17 protein-coding genes are annotated in these 25,028 nt (G+C 50.4%); 8 read left to right on the top strand and 9 right to left on the bottom strand.

Going from position 1 to position 25,028, the window contains the following annotated elements:
• Positions 1–21 precede the first annotated feature (21 nt).
• The gene (locus tag P2W70_RS14655) at positions 22–537 is read left to right on the top strand and encodes a GNAT family N-acetyltransferase (RefSeq protein ID WP_276482230.1); all 516 of its coding nucleotides are present in this window, start codon (positions 22–24) and stop codon (positions 535–537) included.
• A 50-nt stretch (positions 538–587) separates the two neighbouring features.
• Here P2W70_RS14655 and purB read toward each other — a convergent pair whose 3' ends face one another.
• Positions 588–1,931 carry an adenylosuccinate lyase gene (gene purB, locus P2W70_RS14650; protein ID WP_276482229.1) on the bottom strand — a complete coding sequence of 448 codons (1,344 nt, stop codon included), beginning with the start codon at positions 1,929–1,931 and terminating at the stop codon, positions 588–590.
• 53 nt (positions 1,932–1,984) lie between these two features.
• Here purB and P2W70_RS14645 point away from each other — a divergent pair, with 53 nt between their 5' ends.
• Positions 1,985–2,770, top strand: coding sequence for a menaquinone biosynthetic enzyme MqnA/MqnD family protein (locus tag P2W70_RS14645; RefSeq protein WP_276482228.1), 786 nt, complete (start codon positions 1,985–1,987; stop codon positions 2,768–2,770).
• Between the two features lie 87 nt (positions 2,771–2,857).
• On the opposite strand, the gene P2W70_RS14640 is transcribed toward P2W70_RS14645, so the two are convergent.
• Positions 2,858–6,166: a DNRLRE domain-containing protein gene (locus tag P2W70_RS14640; protein WP_276482227.1), complete on the bottom strand. Its 3,309-nt coding sequence runs from the start codon at positions 6,164–6,166 to the stop codon at positions 2,858–2,860.
• A gap of 166 nt (positions 6,167–6,332) precedes the next feature.
• Here P2W70_RS14640 and P2W70_RS14635 point away from each other — a divergent pair, with 166 nt between their 5' ends.
• The 3 genes from P2W70_RS14635 to P2W70_RS14625 are packed head-to-tail and all read left to right on the top strand — an operon-like array spanning position 6,333 to position 12,950.
• Positions 6,333–9,266, top strand: a complete 2,934-nt coding sequence (locus P2W70_RS14635; protein ID WP_276482226.1) for a sensor histidine kinase — start codon at positions 6,333–6,335, stop codon at positions 9,264–9,266.
• A gap of 13 nt (positions 9,267–9,279) precedes the next feature.
• Positions 9,280–10,026: a LytR/AlgR family response regulator transcription factor gene (locus tag P2W70_RS14630; RefSeq protein ID WP_276482225.1), complete on the top strand. Its 747-nt coding sequence runs from the start codon at positions 9,280–9,282 to the stop codon at positions 10,024–10,026.
• Positions 10,027–10,040: 14 nt separating this feature from the next.
• On the top strand, positions 10,041–12,950 hold the full coding sequence (locus tag P2W70_RS14625; protein WP_276482224.1) for a sensor histidine kinase: 2,910 nt from the start codon (positions 10,041–10,043) through the stop codon (positions 12,948–12,950).
• Between the two features lie 26 nt (positions 12,951–12,976).
• On the opposite strand, the gene P2W70_RS14620 is transcribed toward P2W70_RS14625, so the two are convergent.
• The 4 genes from P2W70_RS14620 to P2W70_RS14605 form a co-directional block, all read right to left on the bottom strand.
• On the bottom strand, positions 12,977–14,473 hold the full coding sequence (locus P2W70_RS14620) for a lipopolysaccharide biosynthesis protein (protein WP_276482223.1): 1,497 nt from the start codon (positions 14,471–14,473) through the stop codon (positions 12,977–12,979).
• A gap of 64 nt (positions 14,474–14,537) precedes the next feature.
• Positions 14,538–15,368 carry a hypothetical protein gene (locus P2W70_RS14615; RefSeq protein WP_276482222.1) on the bottom strand — a complete coding sequence of 277 codons (831 nt, stop codon included), beginning with the start codon at positions 15,366–15,368 and terminating at the stop codon, positions 14,538–14,540.
• 113 nt (positions 15,369–15,481) lie between these two features.
• Positions 15,482–16,303, bottom strand: a complete 822-nt coding sequence (locus P2W70_RS14610) for an FkbM family methyltransferase (protein WP_276482221.1) — start codon at positions 16,301–16,303, stop codon at positions 15,482–15,484.
• Between the two features lie 20 nt (positions 16,304–16,323).
• Positions 16,324–17,163: a glycosyltransferase family protein gene (locus P2W70_RS14605; protein WP_276482220.1), complete on the bottom strand. Its 840-nt coding sequence runs from the start codon at positions 17,161–17,163 to the stop codon at positions 16,324–16,326.
• A gap of 128 nt (positions 17,164–17,291) precedes the next feature.
• Here P2W70_RS14605 and P2W70_RS14600 point away from each other — a divergent pair, with 128 nt between their 5' ends.
• The gene (locus P2W70_RS14600; RefSeq protein WP_276482219.1) at positions 17,292–18,242 is read left to right on the top strand and encodes a glycosyltransferase family 2 protein; all 951 of its coding nucleotides are present in this window, start codon (positions 17,292–17,294) and stop codon (positions 18,240–18,242) included.
• An 8-nt stretch (positions 18,243–18,250) separates the two neighbouring features.
• Here P2W70_RS14600 and P2W70_RS14595 read toward each other — a convergent pair whose 3' ends face one another.
• The gene (locus P2W70_RS14595) at positions 18,251–19,162 is read right to left on the bottom strand and encodes an FkbM family methyltransferase (RefSeq protein ID WP_276482218.1); all 912 of its coding nucleotides are present in this window, start codon (positions 19,160–19,162) and stop codon (positions 18,251–18,253) included.
• Between the two features lie 131 nt (positions 19,163–19,293).
• Here P2W70_RS14595 and P2W70_RS14590 point away from each other — a divergent pair, with 131 nt between their 5' ends.
• Positions 19,294–20,049 carry a class I SAM-dependent methyltransferase gene (locus P2W70_RS14590; RefSeq protein ID WP_276482217.1) on the top strand — a complete coding sequence of 252 codons (756 nt, stop codon included), beginning with the start codon at positions 19,294–19,296 and terminating at the stop codon, positions 20,047–20,049.
• The gene (locus P2W70_RS14585) at positions 20,046–21,167 is read left to right on the top strand and encodes a glycosyltransferase family 4 protein (protein ID WP_276482216.1); all 1,122 of its coding nucleotides are present in this window, start codon (positions 20,046–20,048) and stop codon (positions 21,165–21,167) included. Before P2W70_RS14590 ends, P2W70_RS14585 begins: the two co-directional genes overlap by 4 nt.
• A gap of 166 nt (positions 21,168–21,333) precedes the next feature.
• Here the strand turns inward: P2W70_RS14585 and P2W70_RS14580 are convergent, their stop codons facing one another.
• Together P2W70_RS14580 and P2W70_RS14575 are read right to left on the bottom strand one after the other, a co-directional pair.
• Positions 21,334–22,218, bottom strand: a complete 885-nt coding sequence (locus tag P2W70_RS14580; RefSeq protein ID WP_276482215.1) for a LamG domain-containing protein — start codon at positions 22,216–22,218, stop codon at positions 21,334–21,336.
• Between the two features lie 220 nt (positions 22,219–22,438).
• Positions 22,439–24,964, bottom strand: coding sequence for a YfhO family protein (locus P2W70_RS14575; RefSeq protein ID WP_276482214.1), 2,526 nt, complete (start codon positions 24,962–24,964; stop codon positions 22,439–22,441).
• Between the last annotated feature and the right edge of the window lie 64 nt (positions 24,965–25,028).

Raw genomic sequence — 25,028 nt, 5'->3', positions numbered from 1 at the left:
AATACTGCTTAAAATAACGACATGGTGGAGACAACCCGCTTACTGATACGTCCGCTCAACGAAGAGCAACTGCACCTGTACCTGCGGGCCAATGACCTGTTTGAACAGGCGCAAGGGCTTACCTGTACCGGCCGCACCGTATCGCCCGCCGTGCAAGCGATGGTAGAGCGGTTCACCATTCCGCAAATGGCCGGCGCTACGGCCGACAATTACCTGTATTACACTTTCTGGGTGGTGGTAGAAAAAGCCAGTAAACTGGTCGTAGCAGAACTGGGCTTTAAAGGGGAACCCACGGGCGCCGGCGAGATCGAAATTGGCTACGGCACCATGCCCGTTCACCAGGGCAAGGGCTTTATGACCGAAGCCGTGGCCGGCATGGTCAACTGGTGCAGCCTGCGCCCCCAAGTGAAGACCCTGCTCGCCGAAACCGATGCCGCTAACGCCGCCTCAATCAAAGTACTCGTCAAGAACAATTTTGAACAATACGCCCGCAAAGGCAAAATGCTCTGGTGGAAGCGGGGTGTGGGAGAGCCATAAAAAAAGCCCATCGATTGCTCGACGGGCTCTCACGAATATTTCCAGCAAACTTATTTGGGATTGGTACCCGTATAGTTATGCGGTGTGATCTTCTTCAGTTCCTTCTTCAGGGTAGCCGTGATCTTGAGTCCATCGATAAACTGGTGCATGGACTGCTTGTTGATCCCGTTCTTACCACGCGTCAACTCTTTCAGCGCTTCATACGGCTGCGGATAATTCTCACGGCGCAATACGGTCTGAATAGCTTCTGCTACAACCGCCCAGTTGTTGTCGAGGTCGGTTTCGATGCGCTCTTCGTTCAGCACCAGCTTGCTCAATCCTTTCTCGATAGAACGGATGGCCAGGATGATGTGCGCGAAAGGAACACCGATATTGCGCAGCACGGTAGAATCGGTCAGGTCGCGCTGCAGGCGGCTCACGGGCAGTTTGGATGACAAGTGCTCGAGCAACGCATTGGCGATACCCAGGTTCCCTTCTGCATTTTCGAAATCGATGGGGTTCACTTTATGCGGCATCGCCGAAGAACCGATCTCTCCCTTTTTCGTTTTCTGTTTGAAGTAGTCCATCGAGATATAAGTCCATACATCGCGACAGAAATCGAGCAGGATGGTATTGATGCGCTTCATCGCGTCGAAATGCGCGGCGAGGAAATCGTAATGTTCGATCTGGGTGGTGAACTGCTGACGTTGCAGTCCCAGCACGCCTTCTACGAAATCATTGCCCAGCTTGACCCAATCTTTGTTGGGATAGGCCACCTGGTGGGCGTTGAAATTGCCGGTTGCGCCGCCAAACTTGGCGGTGAAGGGTATATAAATAAACTGTTCTACCTGGTTTTCGAGCCTTTCTACAAATACCCGGATCTCTTTGCCGAGACGGGTAGGGCTAGCAGGCTGTCCGTGGGTACGGGCCAGCATGGGAATATCGCGCCACTCATCCGCCAGCAGCTCCAGCTGCCGGTTGAGGTTGAGGATAGAGGGCAGGTATTCGAACTCGATGGCCTGCTTCCACGAAAGGGGGATGGCCGTATTGTTGATATCCTGGGAAGTCAGTCCGAAGTGAACCCACTCCGACACCTTCTCGGCGTTGACTGCTTTTAATTGCTCTTTAATGAAGTATTCGACGGCCTTCACGTCGTGGTTTGTGATCTTTTCAGTTTCTTTGATCTTCAAAGCGTCGTCGAGGCTGAAGTTCTCAGCCATTTCCCGAAGCGCTTTCCGCACCGGAGCGGTCAATGAAAAGAATTTCTTATCGGCCAGGAACTGGAAATATTCAATTTCTACCAATACCCGGTATTTCATCAGGGCAAACTCAGAGAAATATTCATCCAGGTGCTGTACCTGGTTACGGTAGCGACCGTCGATAGGAGAGATGGCTGTCAGTGCGTGTAATTCCATGAACAGTTGTTATATCAATATTCTATTACCTTTGCGCCGTAAAATTAAATGAATTGGAGAAGATTAAGGTTGGAATCGTGAATTATCTGAATACCAAACCGTTGATTTATGGTTTGAATCAGTCGCCGGTGATGAATGACCTGGAATTGATCGGAGATTATCCTGCCAATGTGGCCCGTTTACTGCTGGAAGGCAAGATCGATATGGGGCTGGTACCGGTAGCCGTGATCCCCCAGCTCAAAGAATACCACATCAATACGGATTATTGTATCGGCTGTGATGGCCCGGTGGCCTCCGTGTGCCTCTTTAGCGAGGTGCCGGTGGAGCAGATCGACACCGTATTGCTGGACTATCAAAGCCGCACGTCGGTGGCCCTGGCCAAAGTACTGCTGCGCGAACACTGGAAGGTTACCCCCAAACTGGTGGATACACGTACCGACTACCGGGCGGATATCAAGGGTACTACGGGCGGTGTCGTGATCGGCGACCGTGCCCTGGAGCAACGCAACAAATCGAAGTACGTCTATGACCTCGGCGAAGCCTGGAAGGAAATGACCGGACTTCCTTTTGTATTTGCTGCCTGGGTCAGCAACAAACCATTGCCCGCTGATTTCGTTGAATCCTTCAACCAGGCCAATGCAGCCGGGGTCAACTGTATCCCCAGTGTGGTGGCCACCACGCCTTATCCCGTATTCGACCTGCATGCTTATTATACCCGCTACATCGATTACAACCTCGATGCCGCCAAACGCCAGGCACTGCAATTGTTCCTGTCCAAACTGGCACAACTGGAAACAGCACCTGCAACACCACAAATAGCTGCCATAGCCAGCCACTGACCATCGTTGATTACCTGTACCACAGGTTACCATACAAAGAGGGCCGATCGATGATCGGCCCTCTTTGGTTTCAGCGGTGTCCTGGCATCAGAGCAGGAATATCTTGAACGTTTTAGTGGTGGCACCTATCCTGATCTTTACATAGTAATGTCCGGGGGGAACCGAACCACGCGCAATATTGACCGGCACCAAATTGACACCTGCCTTGCAACGAATATTGTTCGTAATCACCCGCTTGAGATTACCCTGCATATCATACAGTTTCGCGTCGCCTGTTTCCTCCTTGTTGGTCTCGATCCACGCCTGTAAAGGTCCGGTAGTCGGGTTGGGATACAGTTTGATATCGACGAGGTTGGTATCTGCTGCGGGTAGGGTATAACAGATCTCCAATTGGGGCCGTAGTGAATCGGCCGACTGACCCGAATGGAAGATCAGGCTGTTGTAGTACTGTTCGGTTTGCAACCGCAACAGCATGCCGAAATTTGATTCGGGCGACTTGACCCATCCCTGTACAAAATCTGTCACATCCAGTTCATACTGCTGCTGGTTACTGGTGCTTTGGGCCAGTACCTTTTGCTTATCGGCCGTCGTAGCAGGTTGATTGCCCCAGCCGGTGTTGGTCATTGTCCAGGGCGCAATCACGCGCTGCAGCAATCCTGTATTGTTATCGCCATAGGTCGGACTACCGATCATCCCGTTGCGTGCATTGGTATGTGCGTAGAGCCGGAGCCTGGCGCTGTTAATGATCGCATGCGCAGGTACCAGGCTAACATCGTACCGCATGATCGAGCGGAAGGTACAGGTCGGATAGCCCGAAGCGTAACAAGTCCAGGCCGCTGCGGTAATCTCCGGCTGGGTGGTATCGGCTTTGTTGGCCGCCATCGTGCTGATGTGCAGTTGCCGGAACCGGCCGCTGGTGCGATCGCCTTTCAGGATCATGGTCACGGTACAAGGCTTGGGAGGAGGAACACCCAGCACATTGATCTTGCGGCAAAAGCTGGCGCTGCAACCACCATCGTACAGCACAGTCACGCACACGTTGTAATTACCTGCGGTGGCATACTGGTGGTTTAGCTGATAATACTGCCGACCTGTTGTACTGTAGTTGATACAGGTGTCCCTGCCATCGCCGAACGACCAGCAAATGCGGAGCGGCTTTTTATTGGCGGAGTTGTAGGTGGCCAGTCTGAAAGACCGGACCAGGGAATTGGCCCCTTCTACCGTATCCGTAAAGCTGGCGCGGCAGCTATCAATTCCTGAATCGGGTACTGTATAGCAGATCTCCAGGCGCGGCTGTAACGAATCGGCTGCCTGCCCGGAATTGAACACCATACTGTTGTAATATTGCTCCGACTGCAGCCGAAGTACAAAACCATAGTTGCTATCGGGGCGGTTGACCCAATACTGTACAAAGTCTTTCATGTCTACTACGTAATGCTGGGTAGGGCTGGTACTTTGTGCCAGTACTTTCTGCGCATGGGCCGTTGTTGCCGGCTGGTTGTTCCATCCTGTTCCGGCAGCCTGCCAGGGCGTTACCACTCGTTGCAGCAAAGCCGTGTTGTTGGTACCGAATGTTGGCATGCCGTAGTACCCATTGATATTGTTCTGTTTGGCATAGAGGTAAAGCTTGGCCCCTGTGATGACCGCATTGGCGGGCAGTGACCGCAGGTCGTACCGCATCAGTCCCCGGAAATTGCAGTTCGGAATACCTTGGGCATTGCAGGTCCAGGCAGCAACCGCAATTTCCGGCTGGGTGGTATCGGCAGCAAAAGGGGCATAACTGGACAGCAACAATTGCGTGAACCGGCCACTGGTCCGGTTGCCTTTCAACACAAGTTGTTTGTCGCAGACAGGTTGGTTGGGTGGCGTTACCACCGTGATCTGTAATTGCGCGGTGTCGCTGCAGTTGCCTTCAAAAAGGGCTGCAAGTTTTACCTGGTAGGTGCCAGCCATGGTGTAGGTATGTGAAACCCCATAATAATTAAAAGGGGCAGCCGGATTGTACGTGATACAAGTGTCCTTGCCGTCGCCAAATGACCAGCAGAGTTTTACAGGCCGGCGCGTGTTGCCCGACCCGGGAGTGGCTACAAACTGGTGCGTCCAGGAATTGCCGACGATGCTATCCCGTACGGCCATCTCACACCTGTCTGGCTGGTTCATGGTATAGCAGATCTCCAGCCGCGGTTGCAGGGAATCGGGCGCCTGGCCGCTGTAAAAGATCAGGCTGTTGTAAGAGAACTCCTGTTGCAAACGCAGCAGGGCACCGAAATTACTGTCGGGCTTGTTGACCCAGTATTGTACCAGGTCCTTCATATCTACTGTATAGTTTTGGGCGGTGCCGGTACTTTGGGCAAGTACACGCTGCCCGGCCGTGGTGACGGCTGGCTGGTTGCCCCAACCGGTATTGGTGAGCGACCAGGGGGTTGTCACTTTTTGCAGCAGGGCGGCATTGGCATTGCCGTATGTTGGCTGACCGGCATATCCGTTCAAGGCATTTTTATGGGCGTAAAGGTGTAACGTAGCACTCGTAACGGTAGCTCCGGCGGGTACCTGACTCACATCGTACTGCAGAATACTTCTGAAATTGCAGGTAGAGAACCCATTGGCATTGCAGGTCCAGGCGGCGGCGGTGATCTCGGGTTGTGAGTAGTCGCCATGGTTGTTGTCCATGGTACTCAGGTGCAGCTGCTTGAATCGTCCACTGAGTCGGTCGCCCCGGATGATCACCGAATTGTTGCAGGTGACGGGTGGGGGCGGTACGGTATAACAGATCTCCAGCCGGGGTTGTACTGCCTCGGGCGCTTTGCCCGAGTAAAAGATCATACTGTTGTACGCCACTTCGTTTTGCAGCTTCAGCAGCATCCCGTGGTTGGTGGCGGGGTTGCTCACCCATTGTTGTACAAAGTCTTTTACATCGATTTCATAATCCTGCACGGTACTGATACTTTGAGCCAGTATTTTTTGGTTGGTGGTGGTGGCGGCAGGAATGTTTGTCCAGCCCGCATTGGGCCCCCAGGGGTTGGTCACGCGTTGCAACACACTTGAATTGGCCGTGCCATAGGTGGGTTGACCGGATATAGCATTGATGGCCGATTGGTGGGCGGTCAGGTACAAGCGAGCGCTGACGATGGTCGCATTAGTGGGCACCTGGCTGATATTGTACCAAAGCAGGCTTCGGAAATTACAGGAGGGATAGCCGTTTGCGTTGCAGGTCCAGGCTGCAGCGACGATCTCGGGGCCGGTGGTGTCGCTTTCATAGGGACTATAGCTGGAGATGAGCCATTGGCGGAAGTTACCGGTACCCGACTTACCCCGCAACGTTACACACTGTTGGGTCTGGGCGAAGGTTGAAAGGGCGAAAAGAATACCTAAAAAAAGTAAAATTCGACTTTTCATATACGTGTTTAGGAGTTAAGTTGCTCGAAATTACTATTTTAGCCAATTGACCTACCCCCCACTTGACAGGTGTGTCATTTTGGCCCAAAACCGTGTAGAAACGGCACAAATTCGTGCAGTCACTAACGCTTTATACGGGGTGATTCGTATATCAAATATGACTACAATGCGGTCTGGCAGCCGTTTTTTGCTGCTGGCATCAATAATATTACAACTATGTCTTTCCCCTGCCTCGGGCCAGGAGTACAGTTATGCCCGTTACGATGTCGACAAGGGGCTGGTGGGTTCTGTGGTTTACGACGGTGCAGAAGACAAGGATGGTTTTCTCTGGTTTGCGACAGAGACGGGGGTAAGCCGGTTCGACGGTACCCATTTCCGCAACTTCACCAAGGCCGATGGCCTGCCCGATAACGAGATCATACGCATATATGTCGATTCCAGGAATCGTGTCTGGATGCTCCCCTTTCACAATTCTATTTGCTACTACCAGGACGGAAAGATATATACCAAGGACAACGATTCGTTGCTGCGACGCCTGAACATCGATAGCCAGATCCAGGACATCCTGGAAGACAAACGAGGCAACCTGGTGATCAGAGGATTTAACTTTTTTTATCTCGTGCGCGACCGGGAAGTGACCGGTGAAATCCGCCTTATCCACGACAAAAAATTTTACACGGGACCGATCGGCCTGAATGCTGCCGGACAATTTTGCAGCATTGTCATGTACAATGCTCACGCTTCGCCCATTTACCTGGTAACCTTTAATACGCAAGGCCAGGTGCTTGACACGAAAGAGTACCTTTACCGACCTATATCACACCTATCGACCTATCTCCATCCCGCTTTTACCATATTCAGGAGGCAGGACTCACTCCAGATAAACAGGTCAACCGCCAACTCGTTGGTGAATGTACCCGTTCCTGAAGCGTTCAACGGCGTTTCAGGAATTAATGACAGTCTGTGCTTCTTCAAAACCGGCAACGGAGCTATCCTATTCAATGTGCATACCATGAAGGCTGTGCGACAGGTGCTCAAAGGCAAAACGATCAACAACGTATTCCAGGATTCAGAAGGCAACTGGTGGTTCCTGACGGGTGGTTCAGGTGTTTTTCGGGTAGGCTCTTTTGAATTCACCAACTTCGAATTCTCACAGCCGGGAAAGGAAGCGCTGGCCATCTTCAGCACGTTAAAAAAGAACAACAAGCTATATGTAGGTGCCGAAAAGTCGATGCTATTTACCATCGATATGAAAACCCGGCAGGTAGCGTCGCACCACGTACGGACTACTTCCATCAATGCCAAAATAGCGGCCATGGCTGCTTTTCCCAATAATGATATCATAATAGGTACCGATGAAGGGATATACAGACTGGGTCCTGATTATAGCTTTACGACGATCTTCCACACCATCGCCGTGAAGGCCATGCGGCTGCAAAATGATGAGATCCTGCTCAGTGCTCATTCCGGCATGGTGCATATATATCCCGACCTGTCGTACCGTGACTTCTACCTCGATTTCCGCTCTACCTGTTCGTACAAGATGCAAGGCATTTACTATTCCGGGGCCGTAGATGGTCTGTATATAGTCGATTCTTCCAACCAATCCAAAAAATGGCTGGGAGATCAGCATCCGTTGCTGCGCAACCGGATCACCAGCATTGAAGGGGGGGCAGACAACACTTTGTGGATCGGTACGCATGGCGATGGCATCATTGCTTATAAGGACGGTAAGGTGATTGGCAATATCCGTCAATCGGATGGCCTTACCAGTAATATATGCCGCACCTTGTTTATCGACGGGCACGATATATGGGTGGGCACCGATAAAGGCCTCAACCGCGTACGATACGTAGATAAAAAGCCGATGATCACCACCTTTAGCCGCGCTGACGGACTGATCGCGGACATTGTGAATACCATTTATGTTGATAGTACCACCGTTTTCGTAGGCACTCCGGCTGGCCTCACCACCTTTGACGCCAACAAGATCTCGCATGACTCTTACTGCAAACTACGGATCACTGGCATCCAGGCGGCTGGTCGCGGTTTGTCATTAGAAGACTCCAACTTCACACTCCAGCCTTCCGGCAACGCAGTCCGATTTGCGTACGTCGGCATTTCCTATCGCTCTGCAGGCGACATTACCTATCGATACCGCCTCGCGGGCCTCGATGACGAATGGCAAACCACGCGCGAAACCTTTCTCAATTATCCCTCTTTGCCTTCGGGCGACTATCAATTGCAGTTGACGGCTATCAATAAATTTGGTATTCAAAGCGACACCATCACCATTCCTTTTCAGGTAGCCAGGCATTTTTGGGAGATGACCTGGTTCCGGCTACTCGCCATCATAATTATTTGGGCGCTCGTGTGGATTTTTGTGAGTTACCGCATCAAGAAGATCAAAAGGCAGAACGAGGAGAAAATGCAGATCAGCAACCGCATTGCCGACCTGGAGCAGATGGCGTTGAAAGCACAGATGAACCCCCACTTCATCTTCAACAGCCTGAATTCGGTACAGCAATACGTGATCGATAAAGATATCCTCGGGGCCAACAAATTCATTACCGAATTTTCTCGGTTGATACGGTTGACACTCGACATCTCTTCCAAAACGAGGATCAGCCTGTACGAGGAAATCAGCTATCTTACGACCTATCTCGAACTGGAGAAAACAAAGTTTGAAGATAAGTTTTCTTACAAGGTGGAGGTAGCAGCCGGACTCGACACGGCAGCCTGGTCAATTCCACCTATGATACTGCAACCGTACGTAGAGAACAGTATCCGGCATGGCGTGCGCAACCGGCCCGACAAACTGGGCATGATCCTGGTCTCTTTCCGGGCAGACCATGAATACCTGATCTGTTGCGTTGAGGACAATGGCGTAGGACGAAAAAAAGCCGCCCAGTATAAATCGGAAATGGCCATCGAATACCAATCGAAAGGTATGACGCTGACAGCACGCCGCATCGAGATGCTGAACAAGCACCACCGCAGTCCGGTGGTGATCGATATAGAAGACCTTGAAAATAATCGCCAACCTGCCGGCACCCGGGTAACGCTAAAGTTTCCCCTGCAAGATGCGGCAGAATGGTAAAACGACCGACCATATGTTACGTGCCTTACTGATCGATGATGAACCTAAGAACAACCGCATCCTGAAACTGATGTTGGAAGAATTTTGTCCCCACGTACAGGTGGAAGGACAAGCTGAAAACATTGACGAAGCCATTCAACTGATCGAAGAAAAAGATCCGGACCTGGTATTTCTCGATATCGAAATGCCTTTCGGTAGTGGCTTTGACCTGCTCGACCGCATTAAACCGGTCAACTTCGAGATCATATTCATCACCGCCTTCAACAACTATTCCTTAAAAGCCATCAAATACAGCGCACTCGATTACCTGCTGAAACCCGTCAACATCGACGAGTTGATGCAGGCTGTCAACAAAGCGATGGAGCGGATAAAAGCCCGCAATACCAACAGCCGCATCGAGAACCTGCTGTTCAACCTCAAAAAACCACAGGCCGGCGTGCAAAAGCTCGCCCTGCCTTCCAAAGAAGGGTATGTTTTTGTACCACTGCCCGATATCATCCGGTGTGAGTCGAAGGGCGGGTATGCCGTTTTTTATGTCAAGGGCATGGATAAGATCATTTCCTCGAAAAACATCAAGGAATATGAATCGTTGTTGCTGGACGAAATGTTCTTCCGCATACACAATTCACATATCATCAACCTCAATTACATCAAAAAATACCACCGCGGCCGGGGAGGGTTCATCGAAATGGAAGACGGTACGATGCTGGAAGTAGCCTCCCGCAGAAAAGATGAACTGATGGCCCGTTTCGGCTTATAGCGCCCTGTATGTGTATGAGGTATTGGATTCCGATATGGTTATTGTTATGGACACTGCACCTCGCTGCGCCCATACAGGGGCAGGAGTACAGCTATGCCCACTACGACGTACGGGATGGCCTCGCAGGTTCTGTGGTCTACCATGGTGCCGAAGACCAGGAAGGCTTCCTGTGGTTTGCCACAGAAACCGGGGTAAGCCGCTTCGATGGCACGCATTTCCGCAACTTCACCACCCGGGATGGCTTACCCGACAACGAAATACTGCGCCTGTATGTAGATGCACGCAACCGCGTATGGATGCAGCCTTTTGGCAACGCAGTAAGCTATTATTACCAGGGAAAGATCCACAACCAGTATAATGATTCGCTGCTGAAACAGCTCCGCCTTACCAGGGATGTGATCGATATGGTGCCCGATGCCGCCGGCAACATGTACATCGCAGAAAACAATGCCATTCACTACGTCAACTTTCAGGCGCAAAAGATCACGCGGGTACTCAGCAGTTCGGGGCACCGCATCATCAAGATCGGCCTCACCGTCGATGGCAGGTTGGGGTACATCACCAATATCGACTGGCTGACGGGCGCCTACGTGAAGTTGAATACCCAAAACTATGGCGTCGTCAGCCAATCGCCGGTGGCACTGGGTCCCATCCATAGAACCTGGATATCGCCGACCCTGGAAATATTCAATGGGGGAGACAGCCTGAATTGTATAGATCCCTCCACCCATCGCCGTCTTTCTTCCATTTACGCACCCGCGCTCAAGAGTGTAACCCATCTCGACGATAGCCTGCTGACCATCAATACGCCCAACGGCTCCACGATCTATAATTTCAGAACAGGCCGGCCATTGCATGAATGCCTGTACAAGGTGAATGTCAATACGACCATGCGCGACCGGGAAGGTAACTACTGGTTTATGACACATGGGGCAGGCATTTACCGCATGGGCTCCTTCGAGTTCCTGAATTACCGCTTTAACCCCGACTACGACCATCCGCTGGCTGTCAACAGCCTGCTGCGCACCCAAAAGACCTTGTATGTAGGAACCGAAAAAGGTTTCTTATACCATATCGACAGTTTTCGTATTTCGCCGCCCGTGCAATTGTTGGGCTACAAGACCTTCGCGCGGATCATGAACATTCAACAGCAGGGAGATAAGCTGCTCTTCGGCACCGATCAGGGAGTTGTACTACAGAAAAAGGAAAAACTTCAGGTAGGTAAGTTACCGGCTGCCATCAAAACGATCATGCCCTACAAAGGCAAATGGCTGGTCAGTACCAATACGGGCTTATTCCTGCTCAACGACAGCCTGCATTTTGACCACTGCCTCATCAATCAGCGGGCCACTTCCGGTTGGGCGTTGAATGATACTTTCTACATGGGGTCTACCACCGGCCTGTACCAGATTACAGGCCCAAACAATACCGTCAACTTCCTGGGCAATCAATTGCCCGTCTTCAAAGGCCGCATCACCGCCATCAACGCAACGCCCGATGGGACCCTATGGGTCGCTACCAATGGTACTGGCCTGATCGGTTACCGCAACAACCGGATCACCCATCAGTTCACCGAAAAAGAAGGGCTTTCCAGCAATATCTGCCGGGCACTGTTTATCGACAACGGCTACCTGTGGCTGGGTACCGATAAAGGACTCAACCGGATCAGCTGGCAGGATGCCCAACCGCAGATCACCGCTTATACGATGGAAGATGGCCTGCTCGCCAATATCGTGAACTGCGTGTATGTCGACCGCTCGCAGGTGTATGTAGGCACACAGGCGGGGCTGACTGTTTTCGATGCCGAAAAGATCTCCGGCAATTCCATCTGCGAATTGCGCCTTACGGGAATCACCTCAGCCGACACCAGCTGGCACCAGGATACGCTCAACTTCGTGTTGCCAGCGCGGCCCAACGGGATCAGGTTTGATTATGTAGGTATCTCCTTCCGGTCGGCCGGCGATATCACCTATCGCTACAGGCTGAAGGGCTTGAACGATGCCTGGCAAACTACCCGGGAAACCTACCTCAGTTATCCTTCATTACCTTCCGGCGAATACGAATTGCAAATACAAGCCACCAACAAGTTCGGCGTTACGAGTGCCCTTCTTACACTGCCTTTCCGGGTGGACAAATTATTGTGGGAAAAGACCTGGTTCAGGATTACCGTGTTGTTACTGGCGTGGTTACTCGTATGGCTATTTGTAAAAGCCCGCGTGCGGAAAGTGCGCCAACAAAACGAGGAGAAGATGCAGCTCAAGAACCGGATGGCCGAGCTGGAACAAATGGCCCTGAAAGCCCAGATGAACCCGCATTTCATTTTCAACAGCCTCAACTCCGTACAGCAATACGTATTTCACAAAGACATCGTGGGCGCCAATAAGTTCATTACCGAATTTTCGCGCCTCATCAGGCTCACGCTCGATCTGTCGTCCCGATCCCGCATCAGCATCGATGAAGAGGTGGATTATCTCTCTACCTACCTGGAACTGGAGAAAACGAAGCTGGAAGACAAGTTTACGTATACCGTTGAGGTATCGCCCGAATTACAGACCGAACACTGGTACATTCCTCCCATGATACTTCAACCCTATGTTGAGAACAGTGTGCGGCATGGTATACGTAACCGGCGTGACAAGAACGGGAAAATTACCGTGTCATTCAGCATTGACAACACGTATCTTATCTGCCGGGTGGAAGACAATGGAGTAGGCAGGCAGCAAGCCGGTAAATACAAAAGTGAAATGCACATCGAATACCAGTCGAAGGGTATGACCCTGACTGCCCGCCGTATCGAAATGCTGAACAAAAGCCACCTCCAACCGGTGGTCATCACCATCGAAGACCTGGTGGAGAATGATACCCCGGCCGGCACCCGGGTCGTGTTACGGTTTCCACTCGAAGATGCCGGAAAAAGCCGTTGAAAAAGGTTGCGCACCTCTAATGACCATTATCTCTTTTTGCGCAGCCGGTTTTTCACGACCTCGATGAATTGGGGAAGATCGGGTGTAAGTTTAAAGTAGAATACCCCGGCAAAGAAGCAGCCAGAAAACAAGACAGAACGCAGCAGCATGCCCACCAGTCCATGGAGGTTGTTTGTTGGATAATAGGCGATTACCAGGGCGGCGATCACGAGCAACAACGCGTAGAGGCTTTTCATAGAAAACGGCCACATTTTGAACCGATGGCGAATAAATATCAACCGGATAATATTATAAATCACCAGTGTGGACATGGTGGCGAAAGCAACACCATTCATGCCATACAGATTTGCCAAGAGGATATTGAGTGGTATGGAAATGGACATCAATATAAGTCCTGAATAAAACTCAAACCGCCAGGCAGGAGAGGTGGCTATGATCGCCGTATTGGTACCGGTAGCCAATTCGAAGACATTGTACAATCCTAAAAGCAGAAAAACCGTCTTTCCGGACAAAAATTTTGGCTCTACGTTGAAAAAAGCAAATGCATCGGTATAGTTCAACCAAATATTGGCAAACAGGAAGGAGCCAATGAGCAGAAGATTGATCGAAGAACGTTGATAGATCCGGTTGATCTCGGGGTAGTTTTTGTTTTTCCAATGTTCTGAGATCATCGGAACAGCAATCGCCTGCAACCCACGGTAGGGAACCTGCAGGATCGCTGCAATGAACTGGTTCAGGGAATAGATACCGGTATCGCTCAAATCGCGCGCGCCCGCCAGTGACAGTGTATCGATCTGTCGTGCCATGCTGGTGATGGCAGATCCGGCGTATACCGATCCTACATACCTGAATATACTTTTCCGGAACTTTTTAGTGACCGGACTGATCTTCCGGGCAAAGTACAATTGATGGGTGGCGGCCAGGTAGGCGACCAATACCAGTACGATCAAAAAGTACGTGCAGCTGAACAGGATGACGAAGCTACGAAAGTCGATTACTCCGAAGGCATACAATCCGATAAGTACCAGTACCAGTATACGATACGCCGTTTCCTTCATAAAGCTCGACAACACCGTTCGTTTCAGAGACCACAAATACGCTTCCAGGGTAGTAAAACACAGAAAGAAAAAGGAATATAACAATGTCCAGTAGTAATATTCTACCAGGAGTTTGGACTTGACAGCAAATTGCCGTATGATCAGTGGTTCAAAAAAAAGACAGAGACAAAACACCACTAGCGCGCCGATGCAGGTAAAGACAACCGTGATCGATAACATGTCATTGTCCCTGGAGGCCAGCCGCCCGGTGTAATAGGGGAAGAAACGATAAATGAAAACCGTCATGCCCAGGCTGGCCAGTGGAGTAAGAACCTGCGAAATGCTGATCATTACCTGGGTGAGGCCATATTGTTCCGGCGTAAAAAGGCCTTGTTTAACAAAGAACCATGTATTGATGGCTCCTATGATAAAACCTATATAGGAAATGAACGATGATTGTATGACCTGTTTTCGGATCTGCCCCATGGGTGAATGCTGTAGGATCTGTTGTGAATGAAAAAGAATTGCTGCCCCTGTTCCCTTTACCGTCTTAGCTACTAAACTGTTTGCCCAAAGCTATCCATTTCGGCGCTTCCATCACGGTGGGGGTTTCAAGATGGGTACCAATACCTGGCCAGGCAACCCATAACCGGTAACGCTGCAACCCAAAGAAATATTTGAAACTGTACTTCACCGCCATCTTGAGGATATTCCAGCTTTCTTTGTCTTGCGCCAGGGCAAAGCGCAGGTATTTGAACGGGTTGTAGATGTGCGTTCTGGTAAGGATGAGCCAGATGGCGCAATCGTTGTTGCCCCGGCAATAGGTCAGCAAAAGGTCTTTGGTTGCCAGCAGGGTTGTTTTCCTGGTGAGAAAAGTAAGACAGGTAGAGGAATCGGACATCCACAGGGTGTCTGCATTCCATTGGATCGAATGGCGGTGGTCATGGATGGGATGCTGCACAATATCCTTACTATAGAAAACGGTAGCAAAATCGACTTTTTTGCCGGTCCGCATCAAGGTTACCATTTTCTTCATGGCATGTGGTGCGTAGAGGTAATCGTCTTCTGCAAAATAGACCAGTTCGGCCTCTTGTTGCTGCGTCAGCAGGTCGATCTGCAGGGCGAAAGTGCGGTGATTGCCGATGGCGTCGGTCCTCACTGCTGTATAGGCCTGGTGGGCAAAAAGTGTTTCGATCATGGCTTCGTAGACTGGCGGACAACCGTCGAGGATCAGGTAATACTTGACCTTGAGATCGCCGACGCTTTGCAGGAAAGAGGCCAGACAGGTCCTGACGAGCTGCAACTTATCGTTGGCATGGATCAACGGTTGTTTCGATATACCGGGATAAACCCTCCAGGCAACTGCCAGATCGAATTTCATGATAATTGTACGTTTAACGGGTTGAGCCTTCATGGCAATGCAACAAACACTTGCACTAGGCTGATTAACAACAAACTACACCAATCACCAACCGGTAAATTAGGTAAAAACGGCTATAGCCGGGTACAAAATATGTTCAGCTGCACATCGAACCCGCCGGGGTTGCCCGCGTGGGTAAAGGGCGCATGCATATTTCCAGCCTCCTTGATGTAGTAACGGAAACCGTGCTCCACTACCCACTGAAGTATATCGTTCAATTCCTTGTTTTGTGCATAGCTACCATGGTATTCGATAAACACCTTTTCGGCCAGCTTGATTCGATCGCCTACGTCTTTCAGTACTGCATATTCTGCCCCTTCGATATCGATCTTTAGAAAATCGACAGGCCGGTCGAGGTAATCCTTCAGGCGCACAGCACGCACCTGAACGGGCTGGCCGACACTACCGTCTGCAATCCTGCTGCCCAGGGAGCCTTCACTCATGAAGTGCAACGTTGTTTCTTCGGTCCATATAGCAGCCTTTACGGCTTCCACATTGGTGAGACCAAAAGATCCTATATTTTTCTGCAACAACGAGTAATTGGTCTCATCGGGTTCAAAGGCAACAATGGTCGCGGTGGGGCACAGGCGCTTGAGGTAGATCACACTCAGACCGATGTTGGCCCCACAATCGAGGATGTAAGCGTTCTCCTTCAAAGGTTGCTGGTAAATATCTTCCAGAAAGAGCTCCTGCAGGCTGTGCAACAGATTGCCACTGCCATTAAAAGTAAGTTGTTTACCAAACAGTGAGATCGTACGAATGCCCTGTTCGGGCAGGTGCTTGACCATGATCTCCTTGGGCCATGAAAAACCAACAGCCCGGTATTTGTTGCGTGTAAGTCCCCTCAGTTTCCGGACTAATCCACCCGCAATATTTGAGATAGTATTATTTGACATTCTTTTCAATTAGTGATCGGTCAATGTTGATATTTACCCATTTTGCCGCTACGGTGGTCCGAAACAGCCCTTATCAGATACCGGAGTATCTTCAGCCTGTCTTTTTTCAGTAGCAGGTTGTTTTTGATCCTGCTGCGCACCGCCAGCTGTGTCTGCCTGATCTCTCCTGGAAAATGCTGTTCATAGCGCTTTTTCATGTACAGGTAATTGCGGTACATGTAATACAACCGGATAGGGGAGTAAAGGGTGCGCTCGCGCTTCGCCTCACCACTGTCCTCACTCCTGAAAGAGGTAGTGCCCAGGAAATGATCGAGCACGATGTTCTTGAAAATAACGATCTGATGGCCCCTGACGATCGCGCGGTAGCAGAATTCAAAATCGACCATGTCGATAAACAAGTTTTCATCGAATCCCCCCATGGACTCCCACAAGTGCAGGTTCAGAAAACTGCCCGAAGTGATCAGTTGGGTACACTGCTCGGCTTTGCATTGCGCGGAAAGCCAGTCGGAATGTTGGTATTCCACACCACACATGGCTACTTTATCGCGATCTGGGAATGTCTCGAAACAGTGCAGGTAATCGGTCAGGTTATTGCCACTGAACAGCGAATCCTGGTCCATCGTCAGCAGGTAATCGTAACCCGCCGCTTTAGCCAGCTGGCAAACCTGGTTCAGCCGGGCAGCAATTCCCTTATTGACACCATCCTGCAAGTATTCGCCGTGCGGCAGTCCCTGGCGCAGGGCTTTGACCAGACTGGTATCCGGCTTCTCCGAATTGTCGGCCAGGTATACTTTATCCACCTGGGAGCTATAAGAAAGCACGTTGCTGAGCACGTCTTTTTCCGGATAGTAAAGGATCACAACTGCTGCTAAACGTAGCCTGGATGACGGCTGAATCAAGGTCGAAGATTTGTTGAGGGCGTAAATATACGGCGGATAACTTACTTTTGCCGCCTGCCGGACCATAGCCGCGGCATAAACACCTACTGATGAAGCCCTTCATATCCATTTGTATACCGGCTTATAAACGACAGGACTTCCTGAGCAGGCTGCTCGACAGCATTGCCGGACAAACCTACAGGGATTTCGAGGTCATCATTACGGATGACAGTGGTGATGCGACGGTAGCCAGCCTGGCTGCACAATACGAATCGCTTTTTCCGCTCCGCTACATCAGCAACCCACAGGCACTGGGCACTCCGGCCAACTGGAATGCAGGCATCCGGCATGCCACCGGGCAGTGGATCAAACTTATGCACGACGACGACTGGTTTACCGACAGTAGCAGCCTGCAGCAGTTTGCCGATGCAGCTACACAGGCCGGTTCCGGGTTTATTTTCAGTGGTTTTTATGAAGTAGATCTCGATAATGGACATCGGGAGTTACACGTGTTGCAGGGCTGGCGGAAACGTTTACTGCAGCGCAGTCCCTACAATATTCTCTCCCGCAATGTGATCGGCCATCCCAGCACCACCCTGCTCCGCAATGACCAGGATAGCTGGTACAATGAGCGGCTCAAATGGGTGGTCGATATTGAATTCTATGTGCGGCAACTCAACAAGAATGGTGGCAGGTTCGTCGATATTCCCCACCCATTGGTTTGCCTGGGTATGAGTAATGAGCAGGTTACGAAGACAGTATTCCGCAAACCGGCAGTCGAGATACCGGAAAATATCTGCCTGCTAAACATCATTACGCCAGCCGGGCTCAGGCCGATTATGGCCTACGACTATTTCTGGCGTTTTCTGCGCAACCTTTCCATCCGCGATATGGCTTACCTGGAGCAATACAACCAGGAATGTCCGATACCTGCCCTGATCGGACGCATGGTAGCACAACAACGTTCAATTCCCCTGCCATTACTAAAGCACGGGATCATTTCCAAAGCAGCTATGTTGTTGTCGTATGCAATATGCCGTATTACGGGGCTTCTTCGTTAGGTTGCGGGTCATTTTGCAGCCAGGGGAGGCAGGCAGCCGTCCAGCAGGTGCTTTTTATGCCGGGGGCAGATCAGGAAATTATAGGTTTTGCTGGGCATCAGGTTTGACTCTTCCGTGAGACCAGCTTCTTCGCTGATGTTGTAGAACAGGTATTCACTGGCCGGGAAATAGGGTGTCAGCTTTTCAGCAACCGTTTGATTCAGTACTTCAATCAGCATGATGGGGCTGAATGTTGCCAACCAGTTTTCCATTCCTTCAATTACTTCCGGCTCGTGGCTTTCCACATCGATCTTCATCAGATCGATCTGGCGGATATTCTCCTTTTCGATAAGGTCCCGCAAGGTAATGGTCTCAATCTCTTCATGTACGAACTGAAGATCCTTTTTCAGGTGCGTCATATTGCTGATATGATCGGCATTGAGTGAGGCTTCGTACAGGTTGCCGGTGACACTGGTTTGTATGCTGGCCGTGCCTGTTTGGTTCGAAACAGCTTTATGGAACAAATGAACGCCCTGGAACTGGTTGATCCTGACGTTCTCTTCAAGTCGCTGAAAGATCCTTTTAACAGGCTCAAAAGTATATAGCTCTGCAGTGGGCTGCACCGTTTTCGCCAGCAGGGTATAAGCACCCGAATTGGCGCCGATATCGAATATCACTTTCGATTTGCGTGCCAGTTGCATCCATATATGGGTTGAATGTTTCTCCCAGCCTCTAATGCCATGCCAGAAAAGCCCCTGTTCAATACCATCGCCATAGTTCTGTATATAGAACGCACCTCCCTCGTCGACCTTCACCTTTACCTTGCCTGTAAAAACCAGGTGACGGGTGATCTGATGACCGGGTTTGAACAACCGAATTATGCGCAGGAATGGTAGTTTGAAGGGCAGGACCTGATAGATGGAGCGGAATAACTTCCTCATAATAAAAGACTGGTTGATTGCAGCTGAATTGACAAATATAGTAAAAAAGAAGATGCCGCTGCTGCTGGTAGTAAATGGGTATTGCAAATCATTCTGTAGATTGCAGCCTTATCAATAGAGGCCACTTCACTATGCAATTTACAGACCTGGTAACAACCGGCTTGTCGTATATCCGGCAGGCGCCCAAAAGAAAACTGATCGGATACGCATACGGGCTTCGACGCCTGAAGGGCCTCGAGATCGGCGGCCCCAGCGCCCAATTCTCCCTGCGCGGCCTTTTTCCGGTGTATTTGTTTGCCGGTCGCATCGATGGCGTCAACTTCAGTACCAACACCGTATGGGAGGGGGCGATCCGGGAAGGGGAGACCTATCGGTACCACGACAAAACAGGCTACCAATACGTCAAAGAAGGCTCCGACCTATCGGGCATTGCAGACAACTCTTACGATTTTCTGTTATCCTGCCACAGCCTGGAGCATGTGGCCAATCCATTAAAGGCCCTCAAAGAATGGAATCGTGTATTGAAACCCGGCGGCATCCTGTGCCTCATACTGCCCGATAAGGAAAACACCTTTGATATCAACCGCCCCTATACCAGTTTGCAACACCTGCTGCAGGACTTTCAAAACAACACGGGGGAAGATGACACCACGCATTTTGAAGAGATCATCGCATTACACGATGTGGCCCGTGATCCGGGTGCCACCACCCGCGAAGAAATGATGGGCTATCTGCAAGACAATATCAACAACCGGCGCGCACATCACCATGTCTTCGGCCTTGAAGTGATCGCAGGTTTGCTGCAGCACGCGTCATTCGACGTGCAACACCAGCAAAAAGGACAACCCTTCCACCTTATCACCATTGCCCGGAAAAAAGGACTATGAAAATTGCAGTCAACACCAGGTTATTGCGGGCAGGGCAGATGGATGGCATCGGATGGTTCACCTACAATACCCTGAAATACATAACGCAAAACAATCCCGGCATCGAGTTCCATTTCTTATTCGACTCGGGCATCGATGAACGATTTCTTTTCTCGCCCAACATCGTTCCACACAACCTGTTCCCGCCTGCGAAACATGCGGTACTCAACGTGCTGTGGTTCGAGTGGAGCGCCAAACGCTTCCTCAACAAGCTTTCGCCTAACCTCTTCCTTTCGCCCGACGGCATCCTGAGCCTTGGCTGGAAAGGCGCACAATATGGCATCGTTCACGACATCAACTTTCACCATATTCCGCAGGACCTGAAATGGTCCAACCGTACCTACTACAATTATTTCTTTCCGAAGTATGTGGAACGGGCCAACAGGATCGCCACCGTGTCGTCTTACAGCAAGGAAGACATTGTAAAGACTTATGGTACCGATCCCGGTAAGATCGATGTCGTGTATTGCGGCATCAACGATTTTTTCGCTCCGGTACCTCCAGCAGAGCAGCAGGCTATAAAAGCACAATATGCAGGCGGCGCCGATTACTTTGTATTTGTGGGCACCCTGCACCCGCGGAAGAACATCATACGGCTCATGCAGGCTTTCGACCTGTTCAAGCAAAGAACAGGCGCGCCAGTGAAACTGGTGCTGGCCGGCAAAGAGATGTACAAGACGGGCGAAATGCACGAATGCAAAGAGCAGTTGGCGTCTAAACAAGATATCGTGTTCACAGGCCGGTTGCCCGACAATGACCTGAAAAAGTTATTGGGAGCTTCGCTGGCGCTGACGTTTGTGCCTTATTTCGAAGGTTTTGGCATACCGCCACTGGAAGCCATGCAATGCGATGTACCAGTCATTGCCGCGAATGCCACTTCTATTCCGGAAGTGGTAGGTGATGCGGCCCTCCTGGTTGATCCCTACCAGGTAGCGGATATCGCAACAGCCATGGAACAGTTGTGGGAGCAACCAGCGTTGCGTGCGCAACTGATCGCCAAAGGCCAGCAGCAAAAGAACGTATTTTCCTGGGAGCGTACTGCCCGCCTGCTCTGGGAAGGGATTGGAAAAGTCCTGTAACAAAGTAAAGGTTCAGCGCAATCGCCTGGATAGAGATAGGGGAGTGCCGCTTGGTTGCGCGCTAACACATTGGCAGCATACGCAAAGATATAGTCCATTGCCTGGTTCTAAACCAAAAGAGCTGCACCATTACGGGAGCAGCTCTTTCAGCAAATCAGGTATACAGTTAGTCTTTAACCCTGTTCAATTGCTTCACTTCACCGTCACAAAGCGCCCGGTTATAAATACGAATATCATCGATGGCTGCATTTAACCAGTTAGGATATTGCTGATCGGGCATCCTACCGAAATAGAGATCGCCTGCATTGGGAATGAAAGAGAAGGCTGAAAACTTACGGGACTGCTTCAATTCGCCGTTAATATAAAACTTGGACGTATAGTTTTCGTAGGTATAGACAATGGAATACCATTGACCAATTTTTACGGGAACCGTATCAGCCTCGGCAGATGAATTAGCGCCAAGCGCATCCCCATATACCGCCCAAAACCGGGTTTTGCTGGTATCTATATTTCCAGGGCATTTATGGTCATTGAACGTCATTCCATAAAGTCCATTATCCTTATCAATATTGCTCGTCTTCACGATGATCTGGTTACCATGGCAGGTTCCGTTGTAAAAACCATTGACCTTTATGACTGCAGACAATGTAATCGCATTCGTGGGATTCAGACTCGCGCTATTAGGAATACGCATATAACTGCTGCTGCCATTGAATAGATAGGCACTATTAGCGTTACCATACCGGCCAGTGGTCGTTGTGGCATTGTTGAAGACGATGTGGTTATTGTTTCCGCTGCTGTCTTTTAAGGTACCCCCATTGAAATTATACCAGGCAACCAGGCCATCCTTCAGGTCATAACAATTACAGTCGACCGTATCCCTGATCGTCAAGGTGTCTTTTACGATCAAGGTATCCTTCAGGATCAGGGTGTCTTTCACATAAACAGTATCGAAGATCGGGTCAGGCGAACAGCCTGACAGCTGGGTACCCGTAGAAAAAAAGAGGAAGTACAGTAATAAACTGCCGGAGACAAATTTTAGAATTTTCATATTGGTGAAGGGCTTAGGGTGCGAAAATAATTAATTATACGTGTCGATGGAAACAAATGAATAAACGTGTCATTTTGGGCAAAAAGCGTGCAGTTCTGACTGATAACTGTGCAGTTCCCAAATGGGGAAAGAGGTTCGTATTCTCCTCCGCCTGTTTCTGAAAACAACAAAGCCCCCTGAAAAGGTTTCAGAGGGCTTCTATAAATTACGACCTGGCGAATTACACCAGCTCCTTTTTCTTCCACATATACGCAATGCCCCCCAAAACCAACAGGATGGATAGGATACCGGCAACCAGAGAGATGGTTTCTCCTGTAGCCAGCGCGGCGGGCTCGAACCGGAATTCGATGGCATGTTTACCAGCCGGTAAGGCCAGGCCACGGAGGGTATAGTTTACCCGAACGATAGGCGCTTCCTTACCATCGATAAAGGCTTTCCAGCCAGCCGGATAATATACTTCACTGAATACCGCAAACTGGTTGGTCGCCGCATTGAAATCGTAGTTGATGACATCGTTCAGGTTCTTTACCAGTTTGATGTAGCCTGAAGAGTCAAACTGTGGAGCAAAAGGAACTTTCGATTGCTCACGCTTGTCGATGATCACGGTGTCTTTGGGATTGAAAGTATCCAACGCGCTCATCTCCTCGTCGGCATTGTTCACATACTTGATCGTCTTAACCAACCAGGTAGCTCCCAACGCATCCGGATTCATTTGTGCTATCGGCTGACGGTCTTGTGGATTGACTACGATAAAGTATTTTGTATTGAGCATGTTATACACCTGCATATTGCCACGCATCAACTGACGTTGCATCAGGTCATCATAAAGTGCGAGGCGTGCAGCATGGTGACCACCTACCGAATTGTGGAAATAAGCCGCCCGTGTATCCGTAAACGGATTACCAGAGGTTTGGTCCAGCACCCGGTAATAACCAGTGTCCTGTTTGATCTGCAGATCGGCCCGATTGGCCACCAGTTCTGAATTTTCGTCGGCCGGCCGGTAATTTTTGTGTGAAAGATAGCGGAGATCGACTCCGAACAGGTCGATGGTCGACAAGATCGCCAGTGCAATGGCCACCAGTTGGGTCGACAATCCTTTTTTCTGGTAGTAGGCCAGCAGGCCCGCCGCCAGCACAATAAAAATGATAGACCGGAACAGATCGCCAAGCAACAGACTACCCCGATCGGCCCGTAGCGCTTTTACGACGGAGTTGGCAAAATCAGCAGCCTGTTCCTGCGCTTGCGGATTGTTCTGTTGTCCCTGAGCCATTTGTTGCGCCAACCCCTCGCGGTATTGGTTATCGGCGGGGCCGGCATAGTCCAGCGTGAAATACAAGGCAAACATCAATGCCAGTACCCCCCCCGTGATGTATAATGACTGCTTAAACTTCTTCCAGCGCAGTTCTTTGTCGTATTTATCGGAAAGTATCTCAGAAAGTCCCAGCACTGCCAGCAACGGCACGGTAAGCTGGGGTATGATCAGTGCGATGGAAGGCGCCCTGAACTTATTGTAAAATGGCAGGTGATCGAAGAGCCAGTAATTGAAATCTTTGAAATTGCCGCCCCAGGCCAGCAGGATGCCCATCGCTGTAGCAGCCAGGATCCAGGCGAGGTGCCATTGCCGGTAGAATACCAGACCAACTATAAACAGGAAGCAGATGACCGCACCCAGGTATACCGTTCCCGAGGTGCTGCCCTGTGTTCCCCAATACGGCGAGAACTGTTTGGAAAAATCAACGGCCTGATCTTCCGGCATCCCCGTTTTTTCAGCGATCACTTCAGCCACTTTCGAATGATCACCCAGTTCATTGACATATTGATTGGCCACCACAGTCGGCGAACTTCCTCCATACAAGCGGGGTACCAGGAAGGTAAAAGTCTCCAACTTACCATAACTCCAATTGAAAGCATAGTCCTTATTCAGACCGCCTTTCGACTTGTTGGTCTTGTCTTCGGGAGTCAACTCCGAACGGCCGCCACGCATCGTTTCCTTTACATATTCCTGGGATGGCAACAGCATCACAGCAAAAGAGCCTGCGCTGAGCCCTACAGCCGCCACAAACACAAGACCACCCACCAGGAAAGCTTTGAGCTGCTTTTCACGAATGGCCTGTACCAGCCAGGCCAGACCTGCAAAGCCCGCTATCAGGAACGTATAGAACATGACCTGAATATGGTTCTGGTAGAACATACAGGTGGTAGCAATCACCGCCACGATAAATCCTGCAATGTATTTACGCTGTGTCAACAACACCAGGCCCGCCAATACTGCAGGCGCATAGCCCATCGAGCCAAACTTACTGATGTGGCCTACAGCCGCAATCACCGCACTGTAAGAAGCAAAAGCATAACCGATCGCCCCGAGGGCAGCAATCCAGTTACGGGCCCCCATGACCAACGCCAGCAGGTAAAAACCAATACAGTTCAGGAAAAAATAGTTGGCCGGCGTAGGCAGCCACAAAGTAAACAGGCTGTTCAGGTGGGCCAGCGTCACATTATATTTCGAGGCAAACGCGATCTGATAGGCAGGCATACCGCTCAGCATGCTATTGGTCCAAAGCGGCAGGTGGCCATACTTTTCTTTGAATTCGATAGATTGGTGTGACATGGCGGCCCAACCGATCGTATCGTGACCACCTAATTCCTGCCCGCTAAAAAGGGGCAGACAGTAAACTACAGATAGTAGAAAAAAACCAGCTATTGCAATGACATGGGGCTGCAGACGCTGCCAGATCGTTTTGTTCATGTTTTTATATTAACAGAAGGGCAAAATAAGGCAATTTTTATAGCAACCAGCCAATTAATTATCC

Source organism: Paraflavitalea pollutisoli, from assembly GCF_029360705.1.
GTDB lineage: Bacteria > Bacteroidota > Bacteroidia > Chitinophagales > Chitinophagaceae > Paraflavitalea > Paraflavitalea pollutisoli.
This window is presented reverse-complemented; position numbering and strand designations above follow the sequence as displayed.